Origin of the sequence: Agrobacterium sp. InxBP2 (genome assembly GCF_026191755.1) — a bacterium.
Lineage (GTDB): Bacteria > Pseudomonadota > Alphaproteobacteria > Rhizobiales > Rhizobiaceae > Agrobacterium > Agrobacterium pusense.
Genome location: NZ_JAINDY010000033.1, coordinates 354,694 through 375,334, shown reverse-complemented (window position 1 = coordinate 375,334; position 20,641 = coordinate 354,694). Strand labels below are relative to the sequence as shown.

18 protein-coding genes are annotated in these 20,641 nt (G+C 60.4%); 13 read left to right on the top strand and 5 right to left on the bottom strand.

Features of this window, described 5'->3' with window-relative positions:
• Window positions 1-109: 109 nt before the first annotated feature.
• Both K7A42_RS19710 and K7A42_RS19705 read right to left on the bottom strand, forming a co-directional pair.
• The gene (locus tag K7A42_RS19710; RefSeq protein ID WP_142181467.1) at window positions 110-721 is read right to left on the bottom strand and encodes a GNAT family N-acetyltransferase; all 612 of its coding nucleotides are present in this window, start codon (window positions 719-721) and stop codon (window positions 110-112) included.
• A 137-nt stretch (window positions 722-858) separates the two neighbouring features.
• Complete coding sequence (locus K7A42_RS19705; protein WP_142181469.1) at window positions 859-2,511, bottom strand: acyl-CoA dehydrogenase family protein; 1,653 nt, start codon at window positions 2,509-2,511, stop codon at window positions 859-861.
• Between the two features lie 129 nt (window positions 2,512-2,640).
• On the opposite strand from K7A42_RS19705, the gene K7A42_RS19700 reads away from it, so the two are divergent.
• Genes K7A42_RS19700 through dprA form a run of 4 tightly spaced genes read left to right on the top strand, consistent with a single transcriptional unit; the run spans window position 2,641 to window position 6,697 of the window.
• Window positions 2,641-3,582, top strand: a complete 942-nt coding sequence (locus tag K7A42_RS19700) for an aspartate carbamoyltransferase catalytic subunit (RefSeq protein ID WP_003502441.1) — start codon at window positions 2,641-2,643, stop codon at window positions 3,580-3,582.
• A complete protein-coding gene (locus K7A42_RS19695; RefSeq protein WP_282455733.1) occupies window positions 3,579-4,871 on the top strand; it encodes a dihydroorotase in 1,293 nt (430 codons plus the stop codon). Before K7A42_RS19700 ends, K7A42_RS19695 begins: the two co-directional genes overlap by 4 nt.
• A 45-nt stretch (window positions 4,872-4,916) precedes the next feature.
• Window positions 4,917-5,534 carry a glycerol-3-phosphate 1-O-acyltransferase PlsY gene (gene plsY / locus K7A42_RS19690; RefSeq protein WP_162719199.1) on the top strand — a complete coding sequence of 206 codons (618 nt, stop codon included), beginning with the start codon at window positions 4,917-4,919 and terminating at the stop codon, window positions 5,532-5,534.
• 20 nt (window positions 5,535-5,554) lie between these two features.
• Window positions 5,555-6,697 carry a DNA-processing protein DprA gene (gene dprA, locus K7A42_RS19685; RefSeq protein WP_060942348.1) on the top strand — a complete coding sequence of 381 codons (1,143 nt, stop codon included), beginning with the start codon at window positions 5,555-5,557 and terminating at the stop codon, window positions 6,695-6,697.
• On the opposite strand, the gene K7A42_RS19680 is transcribed toward dprA, so the two are convergent.
• Window positions 6,650-6,883, bottom strand: a complete 234-nt coding sequence (locus tag K7A42_RS19680; RefSeq protein WP_004441372.1) for a hypothetical protein — start codon at window positions 6,881-6,883, stop codon at window positions 6,650-6,652. The two genes, dprA and K7A42_RS19680, sit on opposite strands and share 48 nt — an antisense overlap.
• Before the next feature lie 260 nt (window positions 6,884-7,143).
• Between K7A42_RS19680 and topA the strand changes: the two genes are divergently transcribed.
• The 6 genes from topA to rpmG all read left to right on the top strand — a co-directional run bounded on the left by topA (window position 7,144) and on the right by rpmG (window position 14,793).
• Entirely contained in the window at window positions 7,144-9,828 is a 2,685-nt protein-coding gene (gene topA / locus K7A42_RS19675; protein ID WP_034495748.1) for a type I DNA topoisomerase, read from the top strand.
• Window positions 9,825-12,179, top strand: coding sequence for a ribonuclease R (rnr, locus tag K7A42_RS19670; protein WP_282455732.1), 2,355 nt, complete (start codon window positions 9,825-9,827; stop codon window positions 12,177-12,179). The genes topA and rnr overlap by 4 nt, the downstream gene beginning before the upstream one ends.
• 42 nt (window positions 12,180-12,221) lie before the next feature.
• On the top strand, window positions 12,222-12,665 hold the full coding sequence (locus tag K7A42_RS19665; protein WP_004441365.1) for a DUF983 domain-containing protein: 444 nt from the start codon (window positions 12,222-12,224) through the stop codon (window positions 12,663-12,665).
• 18 nt (window positions 12,666-12,683) lie between these two features.
• The gene (locus K7A42_RS19660; protein WP_004441364.1) at window positions 12,684-13,352 is read left to right on the top strand and encodes an NUDIX hydrolase; all 669 of its coding nucleotides are present in this window, start codon (window positions 12,684-12,686) and stop codon (window positions 13,350-13,352) included.
• Between the two features lie 17 nt (window positions 13,353-13,369).
• Window positions 13,370-14,536: an MFS transporter gene (locus tag K7A42_RS19655; RefSeq protein ID WP_006698003.1), complete on the top strand. Its 1,167-nt coding sequence runs from the start codon at window positions 13,370-13,372 to the stop codon at window positions 14,534-14,536.
• Between the two features lie 89 nt (window positions 14,537-14,625).
• A complete protein-coding gene (gene rpmG, locus K7A42_RS19650) occupies window positions 14,626-14,793 on the top strand; it encodes a 50S ribosomal protein L33 (protein ID WP_003496403.1) in 168 nt (55 codons plus the stop codon).
• An 887-nt stretch (window positions 14,794-15,680) separates the two neighbouring features.
• On the opposite strand, the gene K7A42_RS19645 is transcribed toward rpmG, so the two are convergent.
• Entirely contained in the window at window positions 15,681-17,051 is a 1,371-nt protein-coding gene (locus K7A42_RS19645; protein ID WP_004441356.1) for a PleD family two-component system response regulator, read from the bottom strand.
• Between the two features lie 18 nt (window positions 17,052-17,069).
• A complete protein-coding gene (locus K7A42_RS19640; RefSeq protein ID WP_003521498.1) occupies window positions 17,070-17,441 on the bottom strand; it encodes a response regulator in 372 nt (123 codons plus the stop codon).
• A gap of 131 nt (window positions 17,442-17,572) precedes the next feature.
• Here K7A42_RS19640 and K7A42_RS19635 point away from each other — a divergent pair, with 131 nt between their 5' ends.
• From K7A42_RS19635 to K7A42_RS19625, 3 genes are all read left to right on the top strand, one after another.
• A complete protein-coding gene (locus K7A42_RS19635) occupies window positions 17,573-17,881 on the top strand; it encodes a DUF3572 domain-containing protein (protein WP_004441355.1) in 309 nt (102 codons plus the stop codon).
• A gap of 69 nt (window positions 17,882-17,950) precedes the next feature.
• The gene (locus K7A42_RS19630) at window positions 17,951-19,234 is read left to right on the top strand and encodes a DNA polymerase IV (protein ID WP_072494310.1); all 1,284 of its coding nucleotides are present in this window, start codon (window positions 17,951-17,953) and stop codon (window positions 19,232-19,234) included.
• A 166-nt stretch (window positions 19,235-19,400) separates the two neighbouring features.
• Window positions 19,401-20,639, top strand: coding sequence for a L,D-transpeptidase family protein (locus K7A42_RS19625; protein WP_045534075.1), 1,239 nt, complete (start codon window positions 19,401-19,403; stop codon window positions 20,637-20,639).
• The last annotated feature ends 2 nt before the right edge of the window (window positions 20,640-20,641 follow it).

Below are 20,641 nucleotides of genomic sequence, written 5' to 3'. Positions count from 1 at the left end.
TAACAAAGCATGAAAGCAAGGACAATGTGATGGGAAGATTGGACGGAAGGTTCCTGTGGATGACGTGGCGGGGCCAACAATATCGCCCCGCATTCTCAGCGTGAGCCGCTCACTCCAACCCCATGCCAAACCACACGCTGCCGGGGGTTTCGTGGCTGTCCAGACGCTTGAAGCCTCGGGTTTCCCAGAAACGCATTCCGGCCAGGTTGCGTTCGCTGGCGCCGAGATGGATGCCGTAGACGTTGTTCTGTCGGGCCATATCCAGCCAGCGCGACAGGAGCCGGGTGCCGCCGCCCTTACCCTGCGTGCGTGGCAAAAGGTTCATGTGTATGTGGGCGGGGAACGGGTCGGTGAGCCAGGTCGGGGTGCGGCGTGGGTGGTGAATGAAATGGGCGCGGCGCTGGTCGGCGTCCCATGTCTGCTGGTCGCCCCCAGGATCGGCATAGATGGCGCGCAGATGCGGCCACCATTCCCGCTCCAGTCGCTCTTCATGCAGGGCCGTATCGAGCGCGCCGACGATGTAACCGCAGACGCCTTCCTCATCCTCGGCAACGAATACAGCATCCGGCCACAGATGCAGATAGGGCACGGAATAGATATGCCCCACCATGCGGCCATCGTTGTAAAGTGGCGTGGCATCCTGCCCGGCATCGCCGGTGGCGAGGCTTATGGCATAGAGCGCGTCTTCATCCTCGGAACGAGCGGAGCGAAAAGTCAGCATCGGCCGCCATCCTCCATTGCCGCGCCTCGATGTGCGAAGCTATCGTGACAGACAAGAATACGTCCTAGGCCATTGCTGTTTTTCAAATCCGAGACCCCTCCCGCCGGAACTGTAAAACCTTCATCCGCATCCATCGCTCAAGCTGCAGGCGGATAAAGAAGATCGATTATATAAGTCGGATCGAAGCGGGAATCGAGCATGCCGTAAGTATGCCGCCAGCCACCGGCAAGCCGGGTTTCGAGGAAGGCATCGGCAATCTTGCCGGCGCCGAGGCGGCAAAGCTCGGCGGCAGCGGCCGCAAGCGCGAACTGCTCCACCAAAAGGCGAGCTGCCCCCTCATCACGTTCGGCAAGTGCGATTGCGGCGCGCAGCACGTCCGTTGTCTTCTTCCCGGCAGGTCCGAGGTCACGCTCCAGCGTCTGGAAGACGAGATCGAACAGGTCCTTGCCGCGCTGAAGAACCCGCAGGACATCCAGCGCCATGACGTTGCCGGAGCCTTCCCAGATGGCATTGACGGGCGCTTCGCGATAGTGGCGGGCAATCGGCCTCTCTTCCACGTAACCATTGCCGCCAAGGCATTCCATGGCTTCGTAGATAAGCGCCGGCGCAATCTTGCAGCACCAGTATTTCACGATCGGCGTCATCACCCGCGCATAGGCGGCCTCGGCCGGATTGTTGCGGGCGGCATCAAAAGCACTCGCCAACCTAAAGGACAAGGCGGTCGCCGCAGCGACGTCCAGCGCCATGTCGGCAAGCACGCGCGTCATGATCGGCTGGGTGACCAGCATCTTGCCGAAAACGGAGCGACCGCGGGCGTAGTGCACGGCTTCGGCAAGCGAGGCGCGCATCATGCCGGCCGACGCCAGCGCGCAATCGAGCCGCGTCAGCGTCACCATGTCGAGAATGGTGCGGATGCCGCTGCCGGGATCGCCGAGCAGATAACCGAAGGCATCGGTGAATTCGACTTCGGCGGATGCATTGGATCGATTGCCCAGCTTGTCCTTCAAACGCTGGAATTGCAGGCCATTTTTCGAACCGTCCTCGAGATAACGCGGCACGAGGAAACAGCCCATGCCGTCACCCATCTGGGCCAGCATGACAAAACCGTCGCTCATCGGCGCAGACAGGAACCACTTGTGGCCTGAGAGACGGTAGATGCCCTCGCCCACCCGCTCTGCCGTGGTGCGGTTGGCGCGCACATCCGTGCCGCCCTGCTTTTCTGTCATGCCCATGCCGATGGTAACGGCAGTTTTCTGCAAGGCCGGCTTCTGTGCGGAATCATATTTGCGCGAGAGGATCTTCGGCGCCCATTCCTTCTGCACACGCGGAGACGCCATGATGGCGGCAACGGAGGCGCTGGTCATGGTCAGCGGGCAGAGATGACCGGCTTCCAGCTGCGAGGTCAGGTAGAACTTCGTGGCGCGGGCCTTGTGCTCGTTACCGCGCGTGTCGGGCGAGTTTTCCCACACGCTGGAATGCAGGCCCGAGGACATGGAACGGCGCATCAGCGCGTGCCAGGCCGGGTGGAATTCCACCTGGTCCAGACGCTCGCCCCGCGGGCCGTGTGTGTGCAGCTGCGGCACGCCCTGGTTCGCCATACGCGCCAGTTCCTGCGCCTCATGCGAGGTGACATAGCGGCCGATCTGATCGAACTCGTCCCTCAGATTGCGTGACAGGCCGGAGGTCAGATCGACGATCAGCGGATCGGAACGATAGGCGTTGATACCGGACCAGAGGCTGGGCTGGTTCAGTTCGGCGAGCTGTTCTTCTGTCCGGTTCATGCCTGTCATTCGCATCCTTCTATCGGGATTCGTGCTTTATTGCGTGTATATGCCAAAACCCGGCTTATCGCATGCTTGCCCGCAACGCCACCTGTCTTTATAGACCCGTTGACTATTGCGACCCGGAGGACAATTTCCATGGTCTTTTTTCCCCATCGCCATCTCCTCGGCATCAAGGGGCTTTCCCATCAGGATATTACCCTGCTTCTCGACAAGGCCGATGAGGCGGTGAAAATCAGCCGCCAGCGCGAGAAAAAGACCTCGACGCTTCGGGGCCTGACACAGATCAATCTCTTCTTCGAAGCTTCGACGCGGACGCAATCCTCCTTCGAACTTGCCGGAAAGAGGCTTGGTGCAGATGTGATGAACATGTCCGTCGGCAACTCCTCGGTGAAGAAGGGCGAAACGCTGATTGACACGGCGATGACGCTGAATGCCATGCGCCCGGATGTGCTTGTCGTGCGCCACTCCTCGGCCGGTGCCGCAGCGCTTCTCGCCCAAAAGGTCGCCTGCTCCGTGGTCAATGCCGGCGACGGCCAGCACGAGCACCCGACGCAGGCGCTGCTCGACGCGCTGACCATCCGCCGCGCCAAGGGCGAGCTTTCAGGTATCACCGTAGCGATCTGCGGCGACGTACTGCACTCGCGCGTTGCCCGCTCCAATATCATCCTTCTCAACCAGATGGGCGCGCGGGTTCGTGTCGTCGCCCCGGCCACGCTTCTTCCTTCGGGCATTCGCGACATGAGCGTGGAAGTCTTTCACGACATGAAGGAAGGGTTGAAGAATGCCGATGTGGTGATGATGCTGCGCCTCCAGCGTGAGCGCATGTCCGGCTCCTTCGTTCCTTCAGTGCGCGAATATTTCCATTATTACGGTCTGGATGCCGAAAAGCTGAAGGCGGCCAAGGAAGATGCGCTTGTCATGCATCCCGGCCCGATGAACCGCGGCGTGGAAATCGCCTCCGAAGTGGCCGATGGCCCGCAGAGCGTCATCGAAAGCCAGGTTGAAATGGGGGTCGCCGTGCGCATGGCCGTCATGGAAACCCTGCTTGTCTCGCAAAATCAGGGTGAGCGCGTATGAGTGCCGTTACCGTTCTCAAGAACCTCCGCGTCGTCGATCCCTCCCGTAATCTCGACGAGAACGGCAGCATCGTCATCGGCGCCGATGGTACCATTCTTGCTTCAGGAAAAGACGCTCACAATCAGGGTGCGCCCGACGGTGCGACGGTGCGCGACTGCAAGGGTGTCGTGGCCGTTCCGGGTCTGGTGGATGCCCGCGTCTTCGTGGGTGAACCCGGTGCCGAACACCGCGAAACCATCGAATCCGCATCGCGTGCGGCAGCGGCCGGCGGCGTCACCAGCATCATCATGATGCCTGATACGGATCCCGTGATTGATGACATCGCCCTTGTCGAATATGTGAAGAAGACGGCGCGTGACAAGGCAATCGTCAATGTGCATCCGGCAGCCGCCCTGACCAAGGGTCTGCGGGGCGAGGAAATGACCGAATTCGGCATGCTGAAGGAAGCCGGTGCGGTGGCCTTCACCAACGGCCGCAAGGCGCTGTCCGATACGCTGGTGCTGCGCCGCGCCATGACCTATGCCCGTGAACTCGGCGCTGTCATCGCGCTCGAAACCCGCGACAAATATATCGGCGGCGGCGACATGAACGAGGGGCTTTTCGCGAGCTGGCTCGGCCTGTCAGGCGTTCCCAAGGAAGCCGAGATCATTCCGCTGGAGCGTGACCTGCGCATTGCCGGCCTGACGCAGGCGATCTACCACGCCGCCAAGATTTCCGTGCCGGAATCGGCAGAGGCGATCCGGGTTGCGCGGCAGCGGGGCGTGAAGGCCACCTGCGGCATCTCGATCAATCACCTGACGCTCAATGAAAACGATATCGGCGAATATCGCACTTTCTTCAAGCTCTCCCCGCCGCTGCGCGCCGAAGACGACCGCAAGGCAATGGTGGAAGCGCTGAAGGACGGCACCATCGATATCATCGTCTCCTCGCACGACCCGCAGGATGTCGATACCAAGCGGCTGCCGTTTTCGGATGCTGCGAGCGGCGCTGTCGGGCTCGAAACCATGCTGGCGGCGGCGCTGCGCCTCCACCACAGTGGTGAAGTTCCGCTGATGCGGCTTATCGATGCGCTCTCCACCCGCCCGGCCAAGATTTTCGGTCTCGATGCAGGAACGCTGAAAGCGGGTGCCAAGGCCGATATCACCCTGATCGACCTCGACGAACCGTGGCTCGTGGCCAAGGAACAGCTGGTCTCGAAATCCAAGAACACGCCGTTTGAGGATGCCCGGTTCAGCGGTCGCGCCATCGCCACTTATGTGGCTGGCAAAGCCGTTCATTCCTTGGCATAAGATCATCAACAGATCACGCGGCAGGCGGGACAGAGGGGACATTGAATGAGTGCTTTGACTGACTGGCAGACCGCGCCTGCCCTTCTCGCGCTTTCGGCGCTGATCGGCTATCTGTTGGGCTCCATTCCCTTCGGCCTCCTCCTGACCCGCATGGCCGGGCTGGGCGACGTTCGCAAGATCGGCTCCGGCAATATCGGCGCGACCAACGTGCTGCGCACCGGCAACAAGAAGCTCGCCGCCGCGACCCTGTTGCTGGACGCACTCAAGGGCACGGCGGCAGTTCTGGTCGCCAATGCGCTCTGGGGTTATGAGGCCTCCCTCGTAGCCGGTTTCTTCGCCTTTCTCGGCCATCTCTTTCCAGTCTGGCTGGGCTTCAAGGGCGGCAAGGGCGTGGCAACCTATATCGGGGTACTGCTGGGCGCCGCTCCGCTGATGATGCTGGCCTTCGCGCTGATCTGGCTCGCGACCGCCTTCATCACCCGCTATTCGTCGCTCTCTGCGCTCGTGGCAATGCTGGTCATCCCCGTTGCCCTCTGGGTCCTCGGACCAGAAAAAACAGCCCTGCTCGTGATGGTGCTCAGCGTGATTTCCTGGTGGAAACATCGCGAGAACATTGCCCGGCTGCTGGCGGGCACCGAAAGCAGGATCGGTCAAAAGGGCTGAGGCCGTCTCGGGGATATGCCATGCCGCATGAGGAAACGACACGGCAGGGCATAGAGCTTTCCGCGCGGCAGCGGGTGGCGTGGCTACGGTTGATCCGCAGCGATAATATCGGTCCCGTCACCTTTCGCGAACTTATCAATCATTTCGGCAGCGCTGAAAAAGCGCTGGATGCGCTGCCCGAACTGTCGCGCCGTGGCGGTTCGTCGCGCAGTCCGCGCATCGCAACACAGGCAGAGGCGGAACGGGAGCTTGAGGCGGCCGAGAATTTCGGCGCGCGTTTCGTCGGCATCGGCGAACCGGATTATCCACCGGCCCTGCGGCATGTGGATGGCGCGCCGCCGTTGATCGCCATGAAAGGATCGGCGGATACGGCGACGAGAGCCTGCGTCGGCATCGTCGGTTCGCGCAACGCTTCGATCAACGGCGCAAAATTCGCCGCCATGCTTGCGCGCGACTGTGGTCGGGCCGGTTATACGATCGCCTCGGGGCTGGCGCGCGGCATCGATGCGGCGGCCCACAGGGCGAGCCTTTCAACGGGCACTGTAGCAATGCTGGCAGGCGGTCTCGACCGGCCCTACCCGCAGGAAAATTTCGGACTCTTGCAGGAGATATACGATCAGGGCGGCGCGACGATCAGCGAAATGCCTTTCGGCTGGGAGCCGCGCGCCCGGGATTTCCCGCGGCGCAACCGGTTGATCGCGGGCGTGTCACTCGGCGTCGTCATCGTCGAGGCGGCGGAGCGTTCGGGCTCGCTGATCACAGCGCGGCTTGCCGGTGAAGCGGGACGACTGGTGTTCGCCGTGCCCGGCTCGCCGCTCGACTTGCGCTGCGAAGGCACGAACCGGCTGATCAAGGAAGGTGCCATGCTGACTACGGGAGCGGCCGATATTCTTGATGCACTGCGACCATTGATGGAGCCCCAATTGCCCAATGACCGGAAGATCGAGGAACCGCAGCAGGACGCTGAAATGTCACCACCGGGAGACGACGAGCGCAGCATCATCGCCGCTGCTCTCGGTCCCTCGCCTGTGGAGATCGACGACATCATCAGACACACGGGTTTCTCCGCCGCCACCGTTCATCTGGTGCTGCTGGAGCTCGATATTGCCGGGCGTCTAAACCGGCATGCCGGGGGGCGCGTGTCGCTCTTCATCGCGGATTGAGAGTTTGCGCCTTCCGCTCTGGATATCACCGACTTCGACATAGGCCATCTCGATGAGATAGCACAGCATATCGGCACCTTCCCGGTGGGCCACCTGCCGCAGCTCCGCCAGCATCTGGCGGATGTAAGCCAAGTTCTCCCGGGTCCCCTCATTATCGGCATTATTGTTTGTTGCGTTCGGGACCATATATTTATCCTGGGAATGCCGGACTGAAACGAAGAGCGTCAAGTAGATTCAAATGATGTTGCCCATCATAACCAATTTACCAAAGATTGCAATACAACGATAGATTATCCATAGGTTGCAGTCACCTGGAAGCGAGAAAATCGGGCTTGCCTCTTGACCAGCGGGCATTACCTGTCCATGTCGAATTATAAAGAAGGCCAATTGCGGCAATAGGCTGCAACCGGGGCCACGTTAACGGACCAGTTCCAGAGAAGAACAATATGAATGTCGTCGTCGTAGAATCTCCTGCCAAAGCCAAGACGATCAATAAGTATCTTGGCTCGGGCTATAAGGTTCTTGCATCCTTTGGCCACGTCAGAGACCTTCCTGCCAAGGACGGATCGGTGCTGCCCGACCAGGATTTCGAAATGTCCTGGGAGGTCGATAGCGCGTCCGCCAAGCGCATGAAAGATATTGCCGATGCGGTAAAATCCTCCGACGGCCTCTTTCTGGCAACCGACCCGGATCGCGAAGGGGAAGCCATTTCCTGGCATGTTCTCGATCTTTTGAAGAAGAAGCGGGTTCTCGGCGACAAGCCGGTGAAGCGCGTCGTCTTCAACGCCATCACCAAGAAAGCGGTGCTGGACGCGATGGCGAACCCGCGCGACATCGATGTGCCGCTGGTGGACGCCTATCTCGCCCGCCGAGCGCTCGACTATCTCGTCGGCTTCAACCTCTCTCCGGTTCTGTGGCGCAAGCTGCCGGGTGCGCGTTCGGCCGGCCGGGTGCAGTCCGTGGCGCTGCGTCTCGTCTGCGATCGCGAATCCGAAATCGAGCGTTTCGTTTCCGAAGAATACTGGAACATCAGCGCACTTTTGAAGACACCGCGCGGTGACGAGTTCGAGGCTAGGCTGGTTTCGGCCGATGGCAAGCGATTGCAGAACCGCGCCATCAAGACCGGCGACGATGCGAACCGGCTGAAAGCGCTGCTCGAAGGCGCGACCTATGTGGTGGATAGCGTCGAGGCGAAACCCGTCAAACGCAATCCCAGCCCTCCCTTTACGACCTCGACGCTGCAGCAGGCGGCTTCTTCGCGGATGGGCTTCGGCGCCTCGCGCACCATGCAGGTGGCGCAGAAGCTTTATGAAGGCATCGATATCGGCGGCGAGACCGTCGGTCTGATCACCTATATGCGTACCGACGGCGTGCAGATGGCCCCTGAAGCCATAGATGCCGCCCGCAAGGCTATTGGCGAGCAGTTCGGTGGCCGTTACGTGCCGGAAAAAGCGCGTTTCTACTCTACCAAGGCCAAAAATGCGCAGGAAGCGCACGAGGCGATCCGCCCGACCGATTTCAACCGCACACCGGATCAGGTGAAGCGTTACCTCGATGCCGACCAGCTGCGCCTTTACGAGCTGATCTGGAAACGCGGTATTGCGAGCCAGATGGCGTCAGCCGAAATCGAGCGCACAACGGTTGAAATTCTCGCCAGCAACGGCGGCGAGAAGGCTGGCCTGCGCGCCGTTGGCTCCGTCATCCGCTTCGACGGCTTTATCGCCGCTTATACCGACCAGAAGGAAGATGGCGAGCAGAGCGACGATGGTGACGACGAAGGCCGTCTGCCGCCGATCAATGAGCGCGAGAACCTCGCCAAGCAGAAGATCAATGCCAGCCAGCACTTCACCGAGCCGCCGCCGCGTTATTCGGAAGCGTCCCTGATCAAGAAGATGGAAGAACTCGGCATCGGCCGTCCTTCCACCTATGCGGCGACGCTGAAGACGCTGAGCGACCGCGAATATATCGTCATCGACAAGCGCAAGCTGGTGCCGCATTCGCGTGGCCGACTGGTGACGGCTTTCCTCGAAAGCTTCTTCACCAAATACGTCGAGTATGATTTCACCGCCGCCCTTGAAGAAAAGCTCGACCGCATTTCCGCCGGCGAACTGGACTGGAAGCAGGTTCTTCGCGATTTCTGGAAGGATTTCTTCGCGCAGATCGAAGATACCAAGGAACTGCGCGTCACCAACGTGCTGGATGCGCTGAACGAGGTTCTGGCGCCGCTGGTGTTCCCGAAGCGCGAGGATGGTTCCGATCCGCGCATCTGTCAGGTTTGCGGCACCGGCAATCTGTCGCTGAAGCTCGGCAAATACGGTGCCTTTGTGGGTTGCTCGAACTACCCTGAGTGCAACTATACCCGCCAGCTGACCTCCGATGGCGCGGAAGCCGAAGCCGCTGCTCTCAACGAGCCGAAGGCGCTGGGCGCTGATCCCATGACCGGCGAGGAGCTGACGCTTCGCTCCGGCCGTTTCGGGCCCTATATCCAGCGCGGTGACGGCAAGGAAGCCAAGCGCTCCTCGCTGCCGAAGGGCTGGAAGCCTGAGGATATCGATCACGAAAAGGCGTTGGCCCTCATCAACCTGCCGCGCGATATCGGCAAGCACCCGGAAACCGGCAAGATGATCTCGGCTGGTCTCGGCCGTTACGGACCTTTCCTGCTGCATGATGGTTCCTATGCGAACCTGGAGAGTATCGAGGACGTCTTCTCGATCGGCCTCAACCGCGCCGTGACCGTGATTGCCGAAAAGCAGAGCAAGGGTCCGGGACGCGGCCGCAGCGGCACGCCCGCTGCTCTCAAGGAGTTGGGCGACCACCCTGATGGCGGCCCGATCACCGTTCGTGACGGGCGCTACGGCGCCTATGTGAACTGGGGCAAGGTCAACGCCACCATTCCCAAGGGGCAGGATCCGGCATCCGTGACGCTGGACGAGGCGCTCGTGTTGATCGCCGAGCGCATTGCCAAGACCGGCACCGGCGGCAAGCCCGCCAAGGCCAAGAAAACAACCGCCAAGAAGGCCGATGGTGACGCCGCTGCAAAGCCGAAGGCGACCAAGGCCAAGGCGGCGACAAAGAGCAAGACGGCCGCCAAGCCGAAGGCAGCGGCCAAACCCAAGAAGGCAGCAGAGTGAGCAAAGCGCCGCGTCAGAGACAGGGTTCCGCCAGCGACGGTTTCGGACGCACCGGGCGCGGCAAGCGGGTGAGCGAAGGTGAAGGCATCATCCACGGCGAGGTGCCTTCGCGTGAAGTGCTGCTGAAATTCATCGCAGATCATCCGCAACAGGCCTCCAAACGCGAAATTGCCAAGGCTTTCGGGCTGAAGGGTGAAAACCGCGTTGTCCTCAAGGCGCTGCTGAAGGAACTTGAAGTCGACGGCATGGTGCACAAGAGCCGCAAGTCGCTGACGCGACCGGGCGGCCTGCCGCCTGTGACGGTTATCGACATCACGACCCGCGACAAGGACGGCGAGCTGATCGGCCGCCCGGCGGAATGGCCTGAGGATTTGGGCGCAGCGCCGGCCGTGCTGATCCGCCAGTCCTCGCAGGACCGTGGCAAGAAGGCCCCGGCCGCCGGTCTCGGCGACCGTATTCTCGCGAAAATCTTCCCCTCGAAGGAAAGCACCGGTCCCGCCTACACTGCCCGCGTCGTCAAGCTGATCGACCGCCGCCAGAATGCACTGCTCGGCGTGTTCAAGGAGACGCCTGGCGGCGGCGGACGGCTGATGCCAATCGATCGCCGCGGCGAGGAAATGGTCATCGATCCTGATGGCGTCGGCGATGCCAAGGATGGCGATCTGATCGAGGTCGAAACCTCGCGCAACAGCGGTCGTTACGGCCTGACGCGTGCCAAGGTTCTCTCGGTCATCGGCTCCGTGGCCTCGGAAAAGGCGATCTCCATGATCGCAATCCACGCCCACGGCATCCCGCATATATTCCCGCAGAATGTTCTTGCCGAAGCGGATGCGGCCAAGGCAGCGACGATGTCCCACCGCGAGGACTGGCGCGACCTGCCGCTCATCACGATCGATCCGGCCGATGCCAAGGATCATGACGATGCGGTCTATGCCGAACCGGACACATCGCCCGACAATCCCGATGGTGTCATCGTCACCGTCGCCATTGCCGATGTCTCCTGGTATGTTCGGTCGGGTTCGCCACTGGACCGCGAGGCGCTGAAACGCGGCAACTCCGTTTATTTCCCGGATCGCGTCGTACCGATGCTGCCGGAGCGTATTTCCAACGATCTCTGCTCGCTGAAGGAAGGGGTCGACCGCCCTGCCCTTGCGGTGCGGATGACCTTCTCGAAGGAAGGCCGCAAGGCTGGCCACACCTTCCATCGGATCATGATGAAGAGCGCCGCCAAGCTCTCCTACCAGCAGGCACAGGCGGCGATCGACGGCAAGCCCGACGACAAGACCGGACCGCTGCTGGAGCCGATCCTCAAGCCCCTGTGGCACGCCTATGAGGTTATGAAGCGAGGCCGTGACCGGCGCCAGCCGCTGGAACTCGACATGCCCGAGCGGAAGATCAAGCTTCGCCCTGACGGCACCGTCGACTCCGTGGTCATTCCCGAACGTCTAGATGCGCACAAGCTGATCGAAGAAATGATGATCCAGGCAAATGTCGCCGCCGCCGAGACGCTGGAAAAAAAGAAACAGCCGCTGGTTTACCGTGTCCACGATGCGCCCACGCTTTCCAAGCAGGAGGTGCTGCGCGAATTTCTCGGCACCATCGGCATCTCCATGGCCAAGGGTGCGGCCATGCGCGCCAATTCCTTCAACGGCATTCTGGCACGCGCCCTCGACACGCCGCACCAGATCATGGTCAACGAGATGGTGCTGCGCAGCCAGAGCCAGGCTATTTACAGCCCCGAAAATATCGGCCATTTCGGCCTGAACCTCATGAAATATGCCCATTTCACCTCGCCGATCCGCCGGTATGCCGACCTCATCGTGCATCGCGCGCTGGTGGGCTCTCTGGGGCTCGGTGAAGGCGGTATCACGCCACAGGAAGAAGCGACACTCGACGATATCGCCGCTGAAATCTCGACCTTCGAGCGCCGCGCTATGGCGGCCGAGCGCGACACCGTCAACCGCCTGATCGCCCATCATCTTTCCGAGCGGGTCGGCGAGGAATTCGAGGGCCGGGTCGGCGGTGTCACCAAGGCGGGACTATTTGTCGCGCTTCCGCAGTTTGGCGCTGATGGTTTCGTTCCTATATCTACACTCGGAACGGATTATTTCCTGTATGACGAAGCCCATCAGGCTCTCACGGGGGAAAAGACCGGTCTTGGTTATCAGCTTGGCGACACGGTGCAGGTAAGGCTCGCGGAAGCGGTGCCGCTGGCGGGTGCGCTCAGATTCGATATGCTGAGTCCCGGGCGGAAGATGCCGGTGGGCGTGCGCTCGTTCCACAAGGCCGGACGGCGGACAGCACGGGCTGCCGCCAAGCCCGGAACACGGCCGCCTAGAAGGCGACGATAACAAAGCCGCCTCAGCGGTTGAACGGACGGGAAGGACTTAAGGATGAGTGCACATCAGGGCTCGGAGACAGTTACCTTCGGAGACGATAGCGCCGAGCGGCCGCTTGGCCGGTCCATCATGCGCGGCATGGCCAATCGCTGCCCGGCCTGTGGCAGCGGCCGCCTCTTCCGCGCCTGGCTGAAGCCGGTGGACGCCTGCGCGGCCTGCGGCGAGGAAATGCACCATCATCGATCGGACGACCTGCCGCCCTATATCTCCATCGTCATCATCGGCCACATCGCGGTCGGCGGCTTCATGATGACGGACATGGTTCTAAACATTCCCATGTGGGCTCATTTCGCCATCTGGGTGCCGATCACAATTCTGGCAGCGCTTCTGACGCTGCAGCCCATCAAGGGCGGCGTCATCGGTCTGCAATGGGCGCTGCGCATGCATGGCTTCGACGGGAAAAAACCGCAGATACAGATAGACGGCTCCTCGCACTGACGCGCGCGGGTCTTGTACATGCCCCGGCATTCCACCAAGGCGGAAGCGGCAAGCGCCCCATTGCGGCCGCGCGATGCCGCCTCCCTCATTCTATTCGACCGATCCGGCCCGACGACACGGGTGCTGATGGGCCAGCGCAGCAGCGCCCACGTCTTCATGCCCGGCACTTATGTCTTTCCAGGCGGCAAACGCGATCCGCGCGACCATGCGCTGCCCTTTTCCGGCGATCTGCACCCCGCTGTCCTTGACAGCCTAACGGCGTCGGCTTCGCGGCGCCTGAGCGCCGCCGGGGCAAGGGCGCTGGCGCTTGCCGCCGCGCGCGAACTTGTGGAGGAAACCGGGGTCGAGCTTGGGCCGGCCACTGAAGGTCCGGACCTCTCCTGTTTCCGCTATGTGGCGCGCGCCATCACACCGCCCGGCAATGTCAGGCGTTACGACACGCGATTCTTTTGCTGTTACGCCGACGAATTGCGGCTGGATATCCGGCTAACCCGGGATTCCGAAGAGCTTCACAACGTGCAATGGCTTGACATGACAGACCTTTCCGGTCTGAACATGCCGAAAATCACGCGTACGGTTCTCGAAGATGTCACAAATTTCATGATAGGTGATCCCTCACTGCCCTATGAAAGCCCCGCGCGGCTTTATGTCACGCGCCACGGCCGGTTCATTCGAGACTTTGTATAAAGGCCGTCATGTCACAAATGAAATGCGAAGAAGCGGATGCCATTCACTGGCCCTCACTGATCGCCGCCATTTCCGCCATCAGTGCGGTCGGCGTCGCCATCGGCCTTGGCCTGCCGCTCCTGTCGATCATCCTTGAGAAACGCGGCATCTCCTCCACCATGATCGGGGTGAACTCGGCCATGGCCGGCGTCGCGGCCATGATGGCGGCCCCGGTGACCACCAAGATCGCCCATGATTTTGGCGTGGCCCGCACCATGTTGTTTGCGGTTTTCATCTCCGCGCTGAGCGCGCTCGGCTTTTATTTCGCCGATGCTTTCTGGATGTGGTTTCCGCTGCGAATCGTCTTCCATGGCGCAACCACCACGCTCTTCATCCTCTCCGAATACTGGATCAACATGACGGCGCCGCCGAAGAAGCGCGGTATGGTTCTCGGCATCTACGCCACCGGCCTTGCGGTCGGTTTTGCCGTTGGTCCGCTTCTGTTTTCGGCGGTTGGCAGCGAAGGCATCCTGCCTTTCCTCGTCGGGGCGGCAATCATATTGCTCGCGGCAATTCCCATCTTCATGGCGCGCGGTGAGAGTCCGGAACTGGACGAGCGGCCCAACCACCATTTCGTCCGTTATGTCTGGCTGGTGCCGATGGCATCAGCCGCCGCTTTCGTCTTCGGCTCGGTACAGGCAGGCGGCCTTTCGCTGTTTCCGATCTATGCCACCAGAGAAGGCTTCAACGAATCGCAGGCGGCCCTTCTCCTTACCGTGATGGGCATTGGCAACATGGTCTTCCAGATACCGATCGGCCTGCTTTCTGACAGGATGAAAGACCGGCGGACGATGCTGGGCCTGATGGCCCTTGCCGGTGTCTGCGGCACGCTGGCCCTGCCGTTCCTGGTGGAAAGCTGGATCCTGGTGGCGGCACTGCTGCTGTTCTGGGGCGGCCTCGTTTCCGGCATGTATACGGTCGGCCTCACCCATCTCGGGTCGCGTCTGAAGGGTGCCGACCTGGTGGCCGCAAATGCCGCCTTCATCTTCTGTTATGCCATTGGTACGATCGCGGGTCCGCAGGCCGTGGGCATTTCCATGGACGTCGCCGGAACCGACGGCTTCGCCTGGTCGCTGGCGGTATTTTTCGGGCTCTACGTGGTCCTTTATGCCGTCCGTTTTGTTTTCCGGGCAAAACAGGCTTGACTTTTCAGGCGCGATACGTAGTTTCGCGCCAGATTTAGCCGAGGTGAGAAGCGCCTGCGGCTTCTCTTTTGTTTAAAGGCAGGACGACCATGGCGAAAGCTACAACAATCAAGATCAAGCTGCTGTCGACAGCCGACACCGGTACCTTCTACGTCACCACCAAGAACAGCCGTACGTTCACGGACAAGATGACGAAGACGAAGTACGACCCGGTTGTACGCAAGCACGTCGAATTCAAGGAAACCAAGATCAAGTAATTTCTTGATCGGTGTTCCGGCAAAAGCGCGCCCCCACGGGCGCGTTTTTTGTTTATGCGGATACAGGCCATTCGCTCAGCAGAACGCCCTGTCGACACGGCTTCACGCCTGGCCGGCTGCCCCACCTGATTCTCTCCGCCGCGCCGGCGACAACATATGTTGCAGGTTTGATACCACTGCCCCCGTCAGCGGCCACAGGCCGTCCGATTGCCCGGCGGGGCAACGGAAAACGCGACGGCTACCCCGACGATGCGGAACGTGATTGTAAGAGAAAGCGACGGCGTGTCGACTTCACGGCGTTGGGAATGCCGCCGATCTTTTCAAAGCGAGCGATGCTCCAACGCATCAAGCAGGGAATAAGGCGGCCGGCCAACGATGCGTTACGGCACGAGGAACCGAATCGAACATCGTCAGCCGACCGACCCCACGATTCAGGAGATGCGGCGGACCTGAGCATCATGGGGCATTCAAACTACGCAAAACCAGCCCCTGACAAGCGAAACCGCAGCGGCACACGCCGCTCTCATTCCATCATCAAAAGACGGAAGAACCGCCGGAAGAACTGTTACTCTCAATAAGGAGTGTGCGCAGAAGTAAAATAAAAATCAACAAATTCTTAAGCCAGCGACAAGTCACCTGAAAAACATGGTTAAATATACAACGCTGGCACACTATAGTTTTTCACGAGATTGAATTCAATATATTTTTCAACTTGAAATCTAGTTGCCTCGCGCGATTTCGCCTTTTCATTGCATGAAGTTAAAATACAGGCGAAGTCAGGGACTTGGCTTCTAAAGACCGGACTTTCCTCTGCCGTTTTCTTGAGACGTCCGAAATTATTTTGGACGGCGGTGCAATTCTCCCGCACCGCTACTTCGTAAAGCCGTTCAGGCGGCCGCCGATACGACGCGGTTTCGGCCGGCGTGTTTAGCCTCGTAAAGCGCCCTGTCAGCCTGCCTCAGCAGTTCGTCCGGCGTTCCAAAGGCGCCGCTGCCGGATGCTATGCCGAGCGATGCCGTGATGCTCAGTTCACGATCGATGGAACGGACGTAGAAAGGCTTGTCTTCCACGATCGTCCGCAGGCGTTCGGCAACGCTCGCAGCAAGCTCTATCGGCGTGTCCGGCATGACGACGACAAATTCCTCGCCGCCGTAGCGGCAGGCGAGATCGGCGCCGCGGACCGTGCTGCGGATGCGTGCCGCAAATTCCCGCAGGACTTCGTCACCCACATCATGACCATAGGTATCATTGACCAGCTTGAAGCGGTCTATATCGGTCATGCAGATGGAGATCGGGCGGCCGCGGACAGCGGCGCGGTCGAAGAGTATCTTGAGATGATTGTCGAGATAACGACGATTGTTGAGGCCGGTCAGGCCGTCAACGATGGCGAGCTCCATGGTGTGCTGGAGATTGAGCCGCAGATGTTCATTGTAGCGTTTGCGCCTGATCTGCGTCAGCGATCGGGCAACGAGTTCGTTGGGATCGATCGGACGAAGGATGTAATCGTTGACGCCGAGATCCAGCGCGCGCGCCACCATGTCGTCGGCCCCCTGCTCCGCCACGAGGAGCAACGGAAGGAAACGGGTCCGCTCCAGCGAGCGAAGCTGCGAGCACAGTCTCAGCGGATCGTAATCTTCGAAATTCGAATTGACGATGACAAGCTCGAAGGGATTGCCTGTCGCCTTGAGCAGGGCCGCCTGCGGCTCCGTGACGGCATCCACCTCTGCGACCGGCTTCAGCGCCCGAACGATGCGCTCCTGCGAGCTGGCGCGGCCATCCGCAACCAGAATCCGGCCCGGCGTCTGCATCAGCCCATCGCTGCGCAGCATCTCTTCGATGCCAATCTGACGGGCCGCTTCGGCGCGCACGCGCAATTCGTCGCTAACGGCCTTCAGGCGCACCAGGCTTTTGACGCGGGCGATCAACTGCAGGTCATTAACCGGCTTGGTCAGGAAATCATCGGCGCCAGCCTTCAGACCCCGCACGCGATCCGAGGGCTGATCCAGCGCCGTGACCATCACAACGGGGATATGCGCCGTATCCGGATTGGCTTTCAGCCTTTCGCAGACTTCGAAACCATCCATCCCCGGCATCATGATATCGAGGAGGATGATATCGACCTGCTCTTTATCGCAGATGGCAAGCGCCTTGAAGCCATCCTCGGCGGTAACGACATCGAAATACTCCGCCACCAGCCGGGCCTCGAGAAGCTTCACATTGGCCGGAATATCGTCAACAACCAGAACTCTCGCCGTCATAACCGTTCCCCAGTCGCCTCACGCATCGCCCAGATAAGTCTTGATGACTTCAATGAACTTCGGGACGGAAATCGGCTTCGACACATAGGCCTCGCATCCACCCTGGCGAATGCGCTCCTCGTCTCCCTTCATGGCGAAAGCGGTGACCGCGATGACCGGAATGACATGGAGCTCGTCATCTTCCTTCAGCCACTTCGTCACCTCCAGCCCCGAAACCTCCGGCAGCTGGATATCCATGAGGATCAGATCCGGCCGGTGCTTGCGGGCGAGATCGAGCGCTTCCATGCCGTTGCGTGTCTGGATCGTCGTATAGCCAGACGCCTCGATCAGGTCGCGAAAGAGCTTCATGTTCAGCTCGTTGTCTTCGACTATCATGACCTGCTTGGGCATGGTGAGCAGTCCCCGTTTCGCTTTGAAACCTTCACCCAGACATATAAGTTGGCTGAGAACCGATTCCATCGTCCATTTGTTGCGCAAGGCTAGAGGGATTTGGTTTCAAAATAGGTAACTTCAGGTGAGAAATGCTGCGCGATACAAAAAACAAAGGCAATGCCAGCCAGGATCCGCAAGAAACGGCGGCCGCCATACTTGGCTGGCTGGCAAACGAGCCGGAAATGCTGGGACGCTTTCTGGCGTTGAGCGGATTACAGGCCAATATGCTGCGCCAGGCCGTCAGCGATCCAGGTTTTCTGGCGGGACTCACCGATTTCCTGATGAGCCACGAACCCGATCTCATGGCGTTCTGCGCCGCAACTGACACGTCGCCCGAAACGGTGGCTGCGGCCTGGCACCACTTTTCCGGACCCGGGCTGGATTCGGGTGTGTATTAAGGGGAGAGCCCTTGAGCCGTTGTTACAACCGGAGTATGGTCGGCGACGTTCTGGTTTTGTTTTCGGCCCATGTCCACGTCGCATCCTTATGATCCCGGTTTTTGCCGCGACTGTCTGGTCGGCCAGCCAGAGGGGCTTAGACGTTGCCGTGCCTGCGGAAGCCCGCGGCTTGTCTATCACGCCGAACTCTACGGTCTGAGCATCGCCCATATCGATTGCGATGCCTTTTATGCCTCCGTTGAAAAGCGGGATAATCCGGAACTGGCCGATAAACCTGTCATCATTGGCGGCGGCAAGCGCGGGGTGGTTTCCACTGCCTGTTATATTGCCCGTATTCAGGGCGTGCGCTCCGCCATGCCCATGTTCAAGGCGCTGGAAGCCTGTCCCGACGCCGTGGTCATCAAACCTGACATGGAGAAATACAGTCGTGTCGGGCGCGAAATCAGGGCGATGATGCAGGAGTTGACGCCGCTGGTGCAGCCGCTTTCCATAGACGAGGCGTTTCTCGATCTTTCAGGCACCGAGAAGCTGCATCACGATCCACCGGCGCGCGTGCTGGCGAAATTTGTCCGGCGCGTGGAAAAGGAAGTGGGGGTGACGGTTTCAGCCGGGCTTTCCTACTGTAAATTTCTCGCCAAGGTCGCGTCCGACCTGCAAAAGCCCCGCGGCTTTTCCGTGATTGGCGAAGCGGAAGCGCTGTCGTTTCTTGCGGCGCGGCCGGTCACGACCATCTGGGGCGTGGGCAAGGCCTTCGCGGCGACGCTGGAGGCCGACGGCATCCGCATGATCGCACAGCTGCAGGAGATGCAGGAAAGCGAGCTGATGCGCCGTTATGGCGTGATGGGCCAGCGGCTCTTCCGGCTGTCGCGCGGCATTGACGAGCGGCATGTGCACAATAACGACCCTGCCAAAAGCGTCTCCTCCGAAACCACCTTCTTCAACGATATTTCCCGCCATGAGGACCTTGTGCCGATCCTGCGGTCGCTCTCGGAAAAAGTCGCCTGGAGGCTCAAGAAAAATGGCATTGCCGGCCATACGGTTGTCTTGAAAATGAAGACGGCCGACTTCAGGATTCGCACCCGTAATCGCAAGCTAGACGACCCCACGCAGCTAGCCGACCGAATTTTCCGCACCGGCCTCTCATTGCTCGAAAAGGAAACCGACGGCACGAGATTTCGCCTCCTCGGCATCGGTGTCAGCGATCTGCGCGATGCCGGCCTTGCCGATCCTCCCGATCTCGTCGACAGACAGGCGGGGCGCCGGGCCGCGGCGGAAGCGGCAATGGACAAGCTGCGCGACAGGTTCGGCAAGGGCAGCGTCGAGACCGGCTATACGTTTGGCTCGCGGAAATAACCGAACCCGTTAAGCCCTTCGGCCGACATATCGGCGCATCGATCTCCCGAACTATTTATTTTAGATTTTACACAAATTAGTGATAGCGCGGCAGCGCCGCCCTTAAACTTCATTAAACTTAGCGTGGTTGAGTGAGGGAAGTTTTGTGCATGTGGTGTATTGCGTCATGTCCCTTCGCCTCCGTCTTATGGCCGGCATGCTGTCGGCCAGCATTCTCGCCTTTCCGGCGCTCGCCGCTGACAGCAGGTCCCTCCAGATACTTGTATCGAAAAGTGACCAGTCGCTCGCGCTTTATGAAAATGGTGAAATCATCGCCACCTCCAAAGTCTCGACCGGCAAGGCCGGGCATGAGACACCGAGCGGCATATTCTCCATTCTAGAGAAGCGGAAATACCACGAGTCGAATATCTATTCGGCCGCCCCCATGCCGTTCATGCAGCGACTGACCTGGTCCGGCATCGCGCTGCACGAGGGCAAGGTGCCGAACTATCCGGCTTCCCACGGCTGTGTGCGCCTGCCTTCCAAATTCGCGAAGTCACTCTTCGGTGATACGCGTACAGGGGTGCATGTCATCATCACCGACCGCCCGGTCTCGCTGCGCTTTGTGCAACATCCGGCGCTGTTTTCGCCGCGTGACGACGCAGATGACGGCAAGCTGCTTCTGTCGGATGTAGAGTTGCGGCCCGCGAGCTTCGATGCGGCTCTGGGCGCGGTCGAAGTCGCCGTCAATGAAAAAACCCAGGCGATCAAATCGACGGCGAAGGCGAGAGAGCCTTCACCGCTGCGCATTCTCATCACAAGGCGTGGCGAGCGGGAAAGGGTAATGGATATTCAGACCGTGCTTACCCGTCTCGGCTTCGATGCCGGTTCGGCCGACGGTTATGCCGGGGAGATGACAATCAGCGCCATCAACGGTTTCAAGCGGTGGAAGGGGCTGAAAACGTCAGGGCCCCTTCTGACCGACGCTTTCGTGGCGGCGCTTTATGCCTCCGCCGGTGAAGACCACCCGCCAACCGGGCAGATCATGGTGCGGCAGGACTTCAAGCCGCTTTTTGAGGCCGCCATCGACATCAAGGACCCGGAAGTCGCGCTCGGAACCCATTTTTTCGAGGCGGTGTCCGTGGATCGCGCTGCCGGAACCGCGGAATGGAACGGCGTAACGCTCGACAATCATCTGCCAGCCGCTGCCCGCAAGCGGCTCGGCATCACCGTTACCGAAGCGCCCGGCGGTTTCGACCAGTTGAGTGCCGTGCTCAGCCGTCTCGACATTCCGCAGGACATACGCGCCCGGATTGAGCAGGAACTTTCAAGTGGAAGCTCCATCACCGTTTCCGACCTCAGTCACCAAATGGAGACAGGAACGGGAACGGACTTCATCACCGTGACGAAGGAAGGGCCGGTCTGAGC